Source organism: Vibrio sp. FF266, from assembly GCF_041439695.1.
Taxonomy (GTDB): domain Bacteria; phylum Pseudomonadota; class Gammaproteobacteria; order Enterobacterales; family Vibrionaceae; genus Vibrio; species Vibrio tasmaniensis_A.
The window spans coordinates 318,734-332,795 of the sequence record NZ_JBGOOO010000001.1; the positions used below are offsets into that span (position 1 = coordinate 318,734).

General features: G+C 43.6%; 9 protein-coding genes. 5 read left to right on the plus strand and 4 right to left on the minus strand.

What is annotated here, in order from left to right; all coding sequences use genetic code 11:
- Positions 1 to 45 precede the first annotated feature (45 nt).
- A complete protein-coding gene (locus ACED59_RS01370) occupies positions 46 to 2,928 on the plus strand; it encodes an amylo-alpha-1,6-glucosidase (protein ID WP_017096269.1) in 2,883 nt (960 codons plus the stop codon).
- A gap of 116 nt (positions 2,929 to 3,044) precedes the next feature.
- Here the strand turns inward: ACED59_RS01370 and ACED59_RS01375 are convergent, their stop codons facing one another.
- From ACED59_RS01375 to ACED59_RS01385, 3 genes are all read right to left on the minus strand, one after another.
- Positions 3,045 to 3,872 (minus strand): alpha/beta hydrolase, encoded by an 828-nt coding sequence (locus ACED59_RS01375; protein WP_371704845.1) that lies wholly within the window; start codon positions 3,870 to 3,872, stop codon positions 3,045 to 3,047.
- Positions 3,873 to 4,101: 229 nt separating this feature from the next.
- The gene (locus tag ACED59_RS01380; RefSeq protein ID WP_122046148.1) at positions 4,102 to 4,983 is read right to left on the minus strand and encodes a MalM family protein; all 882 of its coding nucleotides are present in this window, start codon (positions 4,981 to 4,983) and stop codon (positions 4,102 to 4,104) included.
- 78 nt (positions 4,984 to 5,061) lie between these two features.
- The gene (locus ACED59_RS01385) at positions 5,062 to 6,468 is read right to left on the minus strand and encodes a carbohydrate porin (protein ID WP_017096272.1); all 1,407 of its coding nucleotides are present in this window, start codon (positions 6,466 to 6,468) and stop codon (positions 5,062 to 5,064) included.
- A 432-nt stretch (positions 6,469 to 6,900) separates the two neighbouring features.
- Between ACED59_RS01385 and glgX the strand changes: the two genes are divergently transcribed.
- From glgX to ACED59_RS01400, 3 genes are all read left to right on the plus strand, one after another.
- Positions 6,901 to 8,874: a glycogen debranching protein GlgX gene (gene glgX, locus ACED59_RS01390; protein WP_017096273.1), complete on the plus strand. Its 1,974-nt coding sequence runs from the start codon at positions 6,901 to 6,903 to the stop codon at positions 8,872 to 8,874.
- A 270-nt stretch (positions 8,875 to 9,144) separates the two neighbouring features.
- Positions 9,145 to 10,887 carry a diguanylate cyclase domain-containing protein gene (locus ACED59_RS01395; RefSeq protein ID WP_371731354.1) on the plus strand — a complete coding sequence of 581 codons (1,743 nt, stop codon included), beginning with the start codon at positions 9,145 to 9,147 and terminating at the stop codon, positions 10,885 to 10,887.
- A gap of 153 nt (positions 10,888 to 11,040) precedes the next feature.
- Positions 11,041 to 11,784 carry a tRNA (adenine(22)-N(1))-methyltransferase TrmK gene (locus tag ACED59_RS01400; RefSeq protein ID WP_017096275.1) on the plus strand — a complete coding sequence of 248 codons (744 nt, stop codon included), beginning with the start codon at positions 11,041 to 11,043 and terminating at the stop codon, positions 11,782 to 11,784.
- 149 nt (positions 11,785 to 11,933) lie between these two features.
- Here the strand turns inward: ACED59_RS01400 and ACED59_RS01405 are convergent, their stop codons facing one another.
- Positions 11,934 to 12,878 (minus strand): acyltransferase, encoded by a 945-nt coding sequence (locus ACED59_RS01405; RefSeq protein WP_017096276.1) that lies wholly within the window; start codon positions 12,876 to 12,878, stop codon positions 11,934 to 11,936.
- 341 nt (positions 12,879 to 13,219) lie between these two features.
- On the opposite strand from ACED59_RS01405, the gene ACED59_RS01410 reads away from it, so the two are divergent.
- Entirely contained in the window at positions 13,220 to 14,023 is an 804-nt protein-coding gene (locus ACED59_RS01410) for a ferredoxin--NADP reductase (RefSeq protein WP_032499525.1), read from the plus strand.
- Positions 14,024 to 14,062 lie beyond the last annotated feature (39 nt).

Below are 14,062 nucleotides of genomic sequence, written 5' to 3' on the forward strand. Positions count from 1 at the left end.
CTTCATATTAATAACCCTTTCCTCATATTAATATCCTATTGTCCTTTGGCACAGCGCATGCTGTGCCTTTTTTGTTTTGGAAATCAACTCGCTATGCAAATCCCTACTCTTTACCTAAAAGGTACGTTCAATGGTTGGGGGTTAGACACCCCATTGTTCAAAGAGCAAGACGGCTCCTACAGAGCAAACCTATGTTTATCTACCGACCTTTATCGCTTCAAAATTTCGGATTCAGATGGCACCAAGCAATGGACACTTTCAGGGCATGAAAGTGAAGCCACTCTCTGCGAATTGGAACAAGCAATGCCGCTTATCAATACACAAGGCATTGGCAATGATCTACTGCTCTCTCCTGCAGTCGCTGGTCAATACTCCTTGAAGGTGCAATTTGGCTCTTCGACGCCAACGGTCACCGTAACCAAAGGGGAATACAATGACCTATCAACACCTCAACGAGAGCCTATTGATACTCACCTGATTGAGGCTGATATTGAGGTTGAGGAGTCGCAGCCTCACTGGCAACACCCTGAATTTGCAATGCCACATGACCAACTATTCCAAAAGCTCATCATCTCAGAGACACAGTCATTCCCGTTTGTGTTTGGGGATAATGTCGATGGTTACTATCATGGAGCAACCTATAGCTATGTAAACGGTGGTAAATATCGTCACCACCAAGGTTGGATACTGGGAACCTTCGCCAGCTATATCGACGGCAAGTTCAATAACAAGTTAGAGGCAGAGCGTGCCAGCCTGACGCCTTATGGTATTGAACATCATTATGATCATAGCCGAGAGTCGTTGAGCCTGGTTCAAGGTTCCAGACTTGTATCACTCACTGTGTCGTCAAACAAACCGAGCGCTTTAAGCTTAATTCCAGAACTCAACATACCGACCACTCACTCTAAAGTTCATACCTCAGACTCAAACATCGTCATAGAACTCAGCCCTCAAGTTTGCCCAGACGGCTGCCCAAGGTTTGTCGCCATCGCAAGCAATCATGCTGTACATGCACGAGAGATCTCGCTAGACGCTCACCCTGAACTTCGCGACCTAGTTCAGCTCTCAGAGAGCAATACAAAACTCATGCTCACGACGTCAGATAAACAAACTGAACTTGTCGTCTACCTCGGCTTTGCTGAAACTCTTGAAACCGCTAGCTCATTGGTTAATCAAGCGATCAAAAATAACGAACACGTTCTTCACCAACAGCGGATTTATGAGTTCTTAACCAATAATTATTTGTGGACCAACGACCTTGAATACAACCAAGCCGTCATGTGGTCGCGCCTTGCAAGCCGAACCTTTGTGAGTCATGAGTTCGGCACGGGCATTTGGGCTGGATTACCTTGGTTCAAGGACTGTTGGGGCCGCGACACCTTTATCGCGCTGTCTGGTACAAGCCTGGTAAATGGTTTATTCAATGAAGCAAAAGAGATCATTGAAAACTTTGCGTCCATGCAGATGCTCGACGAAGATTCCACAAATTACGGACGAATCCCGAATCGAGTGACGAGTAAAACGAACATCATTTATAACACCACCGATGGTACTCCTTGGATGATTCGTGAAGCCCTTGAGTACATCAACTACTCTGGCGATGTGGCGTTCGCTAAGGCCATTTACCCTACTCTCAAGCGTTTCATCACGGGTGTCGAAAAACACTACTTGAATGAAGATAGCTTGAATAAAGATGGCTTGAACGAAGATTATTCGAATAAAGACAGTCTGATGGCACATCGCCACCCTGATACGTGGATGGATGCAAAAATTGATGGGATGACACCTTGGTCTCCTCGTGGCCCTAAAGCCAATGACATCCAAGCTTTGTGGTTTGAAAGCTTAAACTGCGCTATTCAACTCGCTATTCTGGTGGGCGACTCTGAATCAGAAAAGAGCTGGACAATCCAAGCTGGAAAAGTGAAAGAGAGTTTCGCCACCAAGTTTTGGGATGATACAAACCATCGCCTAGCCGACCATTTATCGCAAGGTGATGTGCCTGATTATAGCGTGCGTCCGAATCAGTTGATGACGATTTCAATTCCTCAGAAAAGTCCGCTGAATCAGAATGAAAGAGAGCAATACATCGTCAAGAACGCGGTAGAAACGCTATTGTTCCCATGGGGGATCTGCTCCTTACAACAAGAGCATGTCGATTTTCATCCTTATCACGACAATCAAGCCATGTACCACAAGGACGCGGCTTATCACAACGGGACGATCTGGGGGTGGAATTCGGGCTTTACTATTACGGCGCTCAACAAGTTTAAGCAGCAAGAACTCAGTTACCAGCTATCCAAAAACTTGGCAAAACAAATCCTTACACAAGGCTGTAGAGGGACAATGAGTGAAAATTTGGATGCTTTCCAAGAAAGTGACCGCGACCTTGTAGAATCAGGGACGTTTGCTCAGGCCTGGTCCGTTTCAGAATACGCTCGTAACGCGCAACAGGACTATTTGGGATATTGCCCACGCTTATTGGACAATCAGATACACCTAACACCAAACTTCCCAAGTTGTTGGAGCGAATTAGTGACTTCGTTGCCTTTTGGTCAAGGAAACCAGCTACGACTGTCATTTGAATCTAAAAATGGGATTTCTCATTACAAGATTCAGTCAAATCTAGAAGATACGGTAAGTCCCGAAATCACGTTGGTGCTTACGCTAGACATAAACCATGAGTCTGTTGCCGTAATCTCGACACCATTAACACAATCGTTGGAGATCATGATCGACAGTCACCAACAACAGGTCACAGTTAACGACAAACAAGCGCAGTTTGAGATTCAGCTAAAGCCAAATAACGCCATCTTACGCGATTTACAGTTTGCCAAGCCCGACTTTGCAAGGCAACACAACAGCTTGATGAGCAAGGACTACTTGTTGAACAAGCGCAATAAGCAAAAATTGTCAGCAGCCAAGGACTAGCTTTGCTGATACTAAGCCTATCGCTTTATAGACGTATAAAGTGATACGGCTATAAAGCGATAAAAAAGCAGGCCTAATACACCGGTTACGAAGACAAAACGGAGTTAGGCCTTCTTTTATTGTCTAAAAATAAAGTCGATAAAATCCGGGAATCGCAACGACCAAGCCAGTTCATTGTGTTGATGACCTTGCCCTTCTTGATAAAACAGCGTCACGTTCGGCTTTTGAGTGAGTAACGTGTTCATTGCCCTTGAACCACTCAGATAAACGTCAGCAAAATCTACGTTTGCCTCTTCACGAGCTTCATTCGTTCCCATATCCATATATATTTTCGTTGGAGACAGAAAGTTAAACTCTTTCATATACTCGAAGTATGAGGATTTATTGAACCAAAACGCCGGACAGAAGACCCCAAGCACGCCAAAAGTATTCTGGTACAGTGAGCCACCATATAAGCTAATTAGCCCGCCCATTGAACTGCCAGCAAGGTACGTAAACTCTCGGTTCGGCTTTGTTCTGTATGTTTGGTCTATATAAGGCTTCAATGTTTGACAGATAAACGCTATATACTCGTCCCCTTCACCACCAAATTTAAGTAGCTCATCACCAACACCCAACTCTTTTATCTCTTGGTTAGCGCGCCAAGGCGAATACTCATTGTAACGCTCCATGCCATCACGCTCATGACTGCTGTCGATAGCGACAACAATTAACCCGGATAACTTACCGAGCCTTTGCATCTCATCGAGTGTCGTTTGTGCATCCCAACACATCCCATACGTCGCTGTAGACTTCTCAAAGACATTCTGCCCATCATGCATGTATAAGACAGGATAAGCGTGCTCTGTTTGGTGATACCCCGCAGGAAGGTAAATGCGGAGCGTTCGAGTTCGATTCAACTGTGGAATAAAGAACTCATCGATAATAATCAATTCAGATTGCATAACGACCTCTAAACTTGAAGTGTCTATAAATTCAGATATAAAAAACGCCCCTTTAAAGGAGCGTTCTATCTTTATTTCTATCTCTATCTAAGCGACTAAGATACTGGGCTGCTAAGCCATTAAGCCTACTAAGCTATTAAGTTCTTAAGCTCTTAAGCTCTTAAGCTCTTAAGCTCTTAAGCTAACAAGCTAACAAGCTAACAAGCTAACAAGCTAACAAGCTAACAAGCTATTTTGCGTTGACGGCTCGCACAAAAGCTTCTTGTGCACCTTCAACATTAAGCGCCTTCGCTTCATCTAACAAACCTAAAGCTTTCGGTATATCACCTGACTTCACCGCATTTTGTATAGCAGACAAATAGAAGTCTTTTGTCTCTTGCTGCACACGTATCTGCGTGTCTGCTTTCTTCGGTACAACAGCTGTTGCAGTCGCTGCCATAGCGGCAGGGGCAGCAACGACTGGCGCTACGGCAGGTTTAGCACGGTAAGGGCGAAGTTTTAAAGTTTTAATTTCTAACTCTAAACGACCACCTAATTGATTGGTGTATACCGGATCGGTGACCATAGGCATCACCTCACCAAATTCTTTTGCTCGCACCTTTGCTGGGTGATCAACTTTCACCTTATTGCCAAGCTCATCAGCAGGCGTGTAGATAATAATATAAGGTGTCTTGCTCGCATCAATACGCAAGCGTTCAATGTAACTCGTGCGAGTAAAAGCATCGGATGCCTGAACCTTAAAGTCTTCAAACTTCAATGTTTGCACTGGCTTAAAGTTTTCATCTAGAAGCATGGCTTCTGGAGCAAAAACTGAATCATCGATCATCAAGCTCGATAGCTTAACGACCATCTCCCCTGAGCGCTCGCTGAACTTGAACGCTGCAAAGTGGCTATTACCTGTTGTAAATGTACCGACAGGTGACCCCAAGTCGATATCAAACTTTAAATCTTCATTATCATTCAATTGTGCGTATGGGTACTGCGAAAAATCGCTGCAGCATACTTCTGCATTAGTGGGTGCATCGAGTTTAGTTTGAACCTGAGCATCGGAAGCACAACCGCTTAGCAAGGCACCTAGTACCACGGCTAACATAGAGCTTTTATTTGTCATTGTAATCTCTCTCACTATTGGTTGTTGTTGGGGGAAACGGAAAAAGGCAGCCAATGGCTGCCTTATACTTTAAACGGTTTAGAACCAAATTTCAGTGTGTACACCGAATACAAATTCGTCTTTACCGTTATCGATACCAATTTGTTTAGCACTTGCTTCATCATCAGCTTTAATGTAGCTAATGTAAGGCTTAACTTGTGGACGACCGAAGTAGTCAGAGTTCGCTGTAAATGCAGTTGCAATTTCTAGGTTAAGAATATCGCTCTCTACAGCATCGCCAGTACGACCACCAAAGTAACCTTCATCACCCTCTTCGTGACCGTAAGAAGCCGTTGCTTCTAAACGAACGTTGTCGTTCAGCTTGTAAGAAGGACGAGCAGCAACCATGTAACGAGTCAAACCGTCAGCACCAAACAATTGGTCAAGAGCTGTAAAGTACACAGCTTCCGTACCTAGCTGCCATCTTTCTGAAATGTTTAGTACACCGTAAGAAGTCAAGAATAGAGACTCAGCTTTATCATCGCCGCCAGACCAACCACCGAAGTTAACACCACGGTTTTGCATTACACCAGAACCATAAGCAATGGCATTTTGAGTCCAACCGTCTAGACCATAGTAGCTTGTGTTTAGTGTTACAGCAGCTCCGAAACCATCTTGATCCTCACCATTATTAATGTGTTTCTGACCATATTTAAAGTCAAAGTCTAGGCTGCCGATACCCGCATCCACGCCGTAGTAGTACAAATCGATAGAAGAGAGAGTTTCTCTTTCTTTTGCACCGTTTTTATTAACTTTACATTTATTAGGATCTGTCGATGTAGTGCCATCTTTTTGCTTACAGTCAATCGCATAAGAATCTGCAGAACCTGCATCAGGATCAGCCATTACATAAGCGATACCAGCAGTATGTCCTGCAAGCTTAGTTTGAATACCTGCACCAATACCAGATGATTGTTTCCAGAACTCACCAGATAAAAGACCTGCTGCACGGTTTAGGTAACGTTGACCACCCCAAATAGAAGTGTCTTCACCTAAAATACCGCCGAGCTCAACGAAAGCTTCTTTTACTTCGAACTGAGAATCATCATTCTTCTTTTGTCCGCCTTCAGAAGAATAAGCGTATGAGTTACCGTTACCATATTCAGTACGAAGAACGTAGTCCGCCCACACACCATTTTGATACTCAGAGTGCTTCTTAATTACAAATTCAACTTGGTTAGTACTCTTACCGTGAGTACCCGCTGTTTTGTAATCTGGCTTACCGAATTCAGTGTCTACTGTTTTACCGTCGACAACACGAACGTTAGAAGACATGTAACCGTGAACTTCCCAGCCGTCAGTGATAACGTCAGTAGGGTTTTTCACCTCTACTTCCATTGCAGAGTCACCACTTGTTACATCAAGTGCAACGTCATTTTCTGCGAACGCTGAACCAGCGACAAGTGCAGAAGCCACTGCAGCAGCAATCAAACTTACTTTTTTCATTCTTAACTCCATTAAGGACGATTTATTTTAGGTTTTATATTTTTGCTCTCTTGCGACAACCAAAGGCAGTAATGGTGGGCGTAAGATAGAGAGGTTTAGGGTTTCCCCTGATTCGTTTCAACGGAGCCAATATTAAGAGAGGATGACAAGTTTGACTTCCTCCACCCCGAACTAAATTAAGGGGGATGAGAAGGGAGTAGAGTTTATACAGAATGGTATTTTAAAGGGTTGGATCACTTAATCTAGGAGGAGTAGACAGCACACAGATCTAATTATTCAGCATAAGTGAGATCTACTTCAAATATATAATTTGAACTTCATCGATGAATTATTTTTCAACAAAATTTATTCTATGAAGTTGCTTGACCTTAATGGGACAAAGCCTTTTACTAATAGTTCACTGATGTTGATAAACGAACAAGAAATCAAGCAATGACTAGAACGCTCGCTCGCCCTTATCCACTAGGCGCAACGCTAGGTAACACTGGCTGTAACTTCTCAATTTATTCCCCTGACTGTAAATCCCTTTCTCTCGCTCTTTTTGACGAGAACGATGAGTTCACCACTTATAAATTGGAAAATGAATACGCTGATATCAGATATGTATTTGTTGATGGTATTAAAGCGGGACAAAAATACGGTTTCATTGCTGAAACTGATAATGGCCCGATCTTACTTTCCGACCCTTACGCTAAAGCAATAAGCGAACCGCTCGATTACGCAACGCCATATACCAATGAAAAAAGCTTTTCGATGGCGAAGTGTCTCGTAGTTGATGACACGTTCGATTGGCAAGATGTCGAAAAGCCGCGTATTAGCCGCGAAGAGACCGTTCTTTTCGAAACCCATGTTAAAGGCCTATCTCAACTTCACCCAGAAGTCGCGACCAATACAAAAGGCCGTTATTTGGGGTTAGTTAGTCCCGAAATGCTTGCATTCTATAAACAGCAAAACATCAATTCTCTACAACTTTTACCTATTGCTGCATGTATGCATGAGCCCCACCTATTGGATATGGGGAAAGTGAATTACTGGGGTTACAATCCATATTTGTTTATGGTGCCAGACCCACGCTACGCAGAGAAAGACGCCGTAAGTGAACTCAAAACCGCGATTCGAGAACTGCACCGCAACGGTATCGAAGTCATTCTCGATGTCGTCTACAACCACACAGCAGAAGGCGGTGAAGGCGGCACAACCTTCAACCTAAAAGCACTCGATAGTCGCTACTACATTAAGCATGGCTGTCATTACGCGAACTTCACCGGTTGTGGTAATACGGTCGACCTCACCCACCAACCAGCACTTAACTTAGTAATGGATACACTGCGCTACTGGGTTAGTGAGTTCCAAGTCGACGGCTTCCGTTTTGATTTGGCAGCAACACTGGGGCGCGAAGGCGATAACTACAATCCTGAGGCTGCTTTCTTCAAAGCCGTCGCCCAAGATCCGGTATTGAAAGAAACCAAGTTAATTGCAGAACCATGGGACATCGGGCCAAATGGCTACCAAGTTGGCAATTTTCCGTTGGGGTGGAATGAATGTAACGACAAACTGCGAGATATCACTCGTAGCTTCTGGCGTGGTGATCAAGGCTACTTGAAAGAGTTTGCGACTCGCTTAATGGGCTCTCGTGACATCTACAGTGCCGCACACTGGCCGTACAAATTAACCGTCAACTACATCACTTATCATGACGGCTTCACCATGCAAGATCTTGTTTCTTATAAACATAAGCACAATGAAGAAAATGGTGAGAGCAACCGCGATGGACACGGTGATAATCGCTCTGAAAACTATGGTGTTGAAGGCAACACAGAAAACCTTTTGGTTATCGCAACACGCGAAAAGCAAAAGCGTAACTTCATGGCTAGCCTGTTATTTGCATTCGGTATTCCACATATTTTGACGGCCGATGTGTTATCTCATTCTCAAAATGGCAACAACAACGCGTACTGCCAAGACAGCGTCACTAGCTGGCTCAACTGGGAAAATTCCGAGCGTAAGGCTTACTTCAAGGCTTGGTTGTCTGAGATGATCTCCGCACGTCAGCAATACATGGTGCCGTTTATCAAAGCGTTCAGTGGCGATAAACGTAACTCTAACCGTATATTCTGGAGCCGTGTTGATGGCACAATCATGGAACATGATGATTGGAACCGTTTAAGCTCCGTAGCCTTGCATTTAGGCATCGGCAAAGATGGCGACGAGTTGATTTATCTGATCAACCAAACCAACGCTCCTGCTCGATTTTCTTTACCGAGTGACCGTCAGCAAGACTGGGTAACCATCTGTGATACCAACTTGCGAAACGTGAAACCGGGTCATGCCGAAGGTGAAATGCTGTTATCTCCCGTTTCAATGGCAATTTTGCACTATTCGCCAAACAAGACTGATTCGGTTTAGGTTTAGGTTTAGGTTTAGGTTAAAAGCCAAATCAGCTTAATAGAACACGCGAAGCCATAGAAGCCAGTTATGTTTATGACTGGCTTTTTTATTAGCTGAACGTCACAAACTCAACTTTTTATATGGAACATTTTGCATTGATGTGATTACGAAAACTGTTTAGTATGGCCGTACTATAAAAATGAATCTATAACGTCTTTGGATATCATGGCTTTACCTAAAACATTAATTCGGCTTTTTAAACCATACATTATTTTATTAACTGGAGGGATGCTCTATCTTGCTGCAGCTCAACTTGAAAAAGTAGAAACGACAGCAAAAGAACAATCACTATCAAATATTCGTATCGCAAGTTCCATCATCAATTCCAACATCGAAGCCACATTCGGCAAACTCTATTTTTTGGAAACCAGTTTAAGCTTATCTACATCAGGCCCCGTCGGTGAACAAAAATTCAGGGACATCAGTGACAATATTCTTAAGAGAACACCTAACTTCTCCGATATTGTTCAATACCAGCCTCAATCCCAACAATATATTTCAACTCGTGGCCTGCCTCTTTCTAATGAGCAGATCAATGCCATCCAGTGGAATCCAATAGATAGTGTTGTAGAAGGTTTTTACATCTCTTCTATCTATCAAAAACCCGATGGTCGTTGGGTTTTCGCGATCAAACACACGACGGAAAAGTTGAACAAAGAAATATGGATTGAGTTTGACCTTTTGCATACCACACAAGGCCTGAGAGACTTAAAGACATTAGACCGTGGCTATGTATTTGTGGTTGATAGAGCAACCGAACGACTGGTTTTCCATCCTGATCCGAAACGCATTGGCTCCAAATCCATCAGCTATCATGCCGGCATCAGCCACCAACTCTCTCAAGGTGAGACCGTCGGCCAACACGAATACTACTATCAAGATAATTTCAAAATAACGGTATTTGATGCTGACAACAGCTTAAACTGGGTATTCGTCTCGGGCACTGATCGCCACGACATACTCACCAGCTCACACCAATTTACGCTAACTGGCGTGGTACTCGGGTCACTGCTTCTATTATGGATTGGCGCACACTACCTAGCTCACCGCTTGAACATGTCGTTATCTCAACTGAATAAAGTTGATGATCTCGCCAGCTTTAAACGAGAGTTAAAAGCCATATTCAATAGCTTTACCTATCAAAAAGGCATTCAATTCTGCCTTTATCAAGCAGAGAGCCACTCATTCAGTACCATCGATTATCATGGAAACAAATCAACGGTACATTCTGACAAAGCCCTTGCTGAGCGATTTGCTCCCGAGACCATGGCTTATCGAAGCAGCAAATACGCAGATCCATTGGCACGTAAACTCAAAATACTCCAACGCCACTACTGTATCCCTTTGCACTCTCGTAACCAGCTAATCGCGGTGATTTACGTCAATGCGCCCTTGCCGATCAGTCAAAGTATTTTACGTATGATCAAAGATTACACGGAAGTCTCGTTGTCTAACTTACTGCTCCACCATCAATTGAGCAGTAAAGATCTCATGACTCAGTTAGACAACAAAAGTAGTTTTAACATCGCGATCGACAACTACGCATGCGAACCCGATACCTATGTAGCTCTGCTCGATATCGATAACTTTGACCACGTAAATCGAGCTTACGGTGAAGCGATTGGCGACAAGATGATAAAGCTCGCCGCAGAAGCGATGCGTTCTTACTTCCCTAAGCCAAAAGGGCTTTGCCTTGCTCGAGTTGGGGATAAGGAGTTCGCCGTTTTATTCAAAGCGAATGATGCGAAGGATGCCAAGCACCAATTGGAACAATGTCGAGTCAGCATCGCCGAGAAAACCATAGTCACTCCGGATATCACATTGTCACTCAGTATCAGCGTCGGGTTTTCGCAAATAGACGGCGAAACAGACTCTGCTTTAGCCCTTGCGGAACAAGCAAAGCTTATCGCACTACAACTTGGAAAGAATCGAGTAGAAGGTCACATTAGAGGCGTAGCCAAAGCGTCGTAGACATTAGCTAACACGCTCGTATCACACCGATTGGTACGATACCGATAACAAAAAAGCACCTAGGATTAATCCCCTAGGTGCTTTTGTTTTTATGGAAAGTCATTACAATGCGCGTTCGATACAACAATACCCTTTTTTAACGATACGAGCCTTATGAAGCTAAGTAACCGACTGCAAACTATCCACTCCCTTGTCAGTAATGACTACCAACATATTTGGGACTGTTGTTGTGATCACGGCTTCTTGGGTGTTCAACTATTATCTGACCACAAAGCACCGCAGATTCATTTTGTCGATATCGTCCCTTCTCTGATGAATGAACTAGAAGGCAAACTAACTCGTTACTTTCCCCAAGGTGAAACCGCAAAGCAAAAGGTTACTAGCCAATGGCAAGTCTACTGCTTGGATGTCGCAGCGATTCCATTGGAAAAGCACACTGGCAGACATCTAGTCATTATTGCGGGTGTGGGAGGCGATCTAACACAAAAGCTCGTCGACGATATTCATTGTAAGCATCCAGACAAAGCGATCGATTTTTTGCTTTGCCCGGTTCATCAGCAGTTCGAGCTAAGAAATCATTTAAAGGCGCTCAATTTCGGCCTAATTGATGAAGTGTTAATTGAAGAGAACCGTCGTTACTACGAGATTTTATTGGTCAGCAATAACCAAGGTGAAAGCGACAAAAATCTAGATGAAAATGGCAATAACCGAACGGTAACTGAGATATCAAGCGTCGGCGACAAGATCTGGACTCCGCACTGTGAACAACAGAAGCAAGTATCACTGCAATACAAAGCCAAAACATTGCAGCACTACTTGCGCATCCATCAAGGACAAGAGAAGCAAGGCAAAACCAGTCAGGTTAAGCACATCATTGAGGCTTACCAAGCGATTTAACTTCCTCACTCTTTGACCATCCTTGTTTTAGCGCTTTAGAACATAGTGAGCACTGACTGCACTGTTTGAGTAGACAAAGTCCAATCAATAAAAAAGCCGACAGTTCAATGAACTATCGGCTTTTTTGATGCTATCGATTTGGTATGATCTTACTGTTCTTGTTTCTTATAAGCGACATCAGGTTCATCAATCATTTCAACCTCAGAGGGCGTATCAAGAGCATAAACCGTATCGAGATAGTCGTCTTTCTCTTTCCACGTACTATTCAACCAACTGTGGAAACGACGTTTAAACGCTTTATCTTCAAAATAATTACCGTTCACGTTCTCATCCATTGGGTGCAGTTTAATACGCACCACCACCTTGGTCATTTTACCCTTCAGCATGTCTTCAAATGGAGAAGCCTGATTTTCTGGATAAGCCAGAGTGACATCCACAATACCATCCAAGATTGGGCCCATAGCAGACAGAGCAAACGCCACACCACCTGTTTTCGGTTTAAGTAGATGTCGATAAGGTGTTTTCGCTGTCGCCAGTTTCTCGTGGTTTGCACGAGTTCCTTCCACAAAATTTACCAAGGTTGTCGGTGCCCATTTGAACTTAGTACATGCCTTATTAATTGCATCAAAGTCATCATTGCGACGCTCAGGGTTACGAATCAAAAACTCACGTGAGTGACGTCTCATGAAAGGCATATCCAAGCCCCAACATGCCAAACCAACAAAAGGGACGTACAGCAATTCATGCTTAAGGAAGAACTTGGTCATTGGCATCTTATCTTTCAAGATCGAAGACAAGATCACGATATCCGCCCAGCTCAGGTGATTCGACATCATCAAGTACCATTGCTTAGTCGAGATGTCTTCCCCACCCTCAACTTGCCACTCGATATCATTATTCACGTTCAACATCCAAAGATTGAGCGAAGCCCAACACCAAAATGTGAAATTCGCTAAACGAGTACATGACTTTTGAATAATAGAGATTGGAAGAATCAGTTTGATGAGGCCAAAAAAGCTCACGGTAAACGCAGTCATTGCGGTATTGATAGTCACGAACAATACGTTCAAGGCCATACGAAGATTATCAAGCATAAAACACGGCTATATTGAGATCGAAAGCCGCCATTATACTCATCTATAAAATATTCTCTTTAGTTATTGGTGAATACATTAAGGGTCAAACCACGGAACTAATTTTGGTCTGTGCCCATAGGGCAACTCATCGTTCTTAATCACAAGGAATCACATCAAAAAACAACAAAGATGTCATTTAGACACAGCAGTGCAAAGTCTATTTGACATCATTCAAGTTAATTTTTACCGAATAACCAGTATTGATAAGCATTCTCACTAATGGCATGGTACATGCAACTCCAAAGTGTAAATAGTTGAGTATCCTTAATGAGATAACTTCTCTAAATAAAGGTGATGATATGACAGATATTCCTCATGGCTTAGTAACCGGAAAAGTCGTACACAAGACCGAATGGACAGAGCAACTGTTCTCGCTGCAAGTCAGTGCGCCAGTCTCGCCCTACCAAGCGGGGCAGTTCACTAAGCTGGGGCTACGTAACAGTGAAGGCGAGTTTGTCAGACGTGCTTATTCCATGGTGAATGCGCCAGAGCACGAACAAGGTCATCAACATCTGGAATTTTTGATTATTAAGGATCAGAACGGGCAGCTTTCACCTCAACTTCATGAGTTGAAGGTAGGCGATGACATATTTGTCGGCAAAGACCCAAGTGGGTTCATGACATTAGAGGAGATCCCAGAGATCGCCGACGATCTATGGATGCTTTCAACCGGAACCGCCGTTGGGCCTTTTATCTCAATGCTCGAAAGCATGCAGATACAGCAGCATAACGGCTCTGAATCTGAAAAAGTCACCTCGTTCAAAAACCTTGTACTGGTTCATGCCGTAAGAACAGAGCAAGACCTCACGTATCAAGATCGAATCAATCAACTCGTTGAACACTTTCAGGGGAAACTACAATATGTGCCAATTATTTCTAGAGAATCAGTCACCGGAACTTTGCGCGGACGAATCCCAAGCTTGTTACTTGGAGGCGACCTTGAGCAAACCACGTCTGTCACTTTCAATCAAACCCGCAGTTTTTTCTACCTTTGTGGCAATCCGCAAATGGTTCGCGACACAAGTGAAGCACTAACCAACTTAGGTTTCGAGAAGCACTTACGCCGAAAGCCCGGCCAATTCAGCAGTGAAAACTACTGGTAATCACGGTCACCAATTCAATCAAAGCTAAAGCTTGTATTC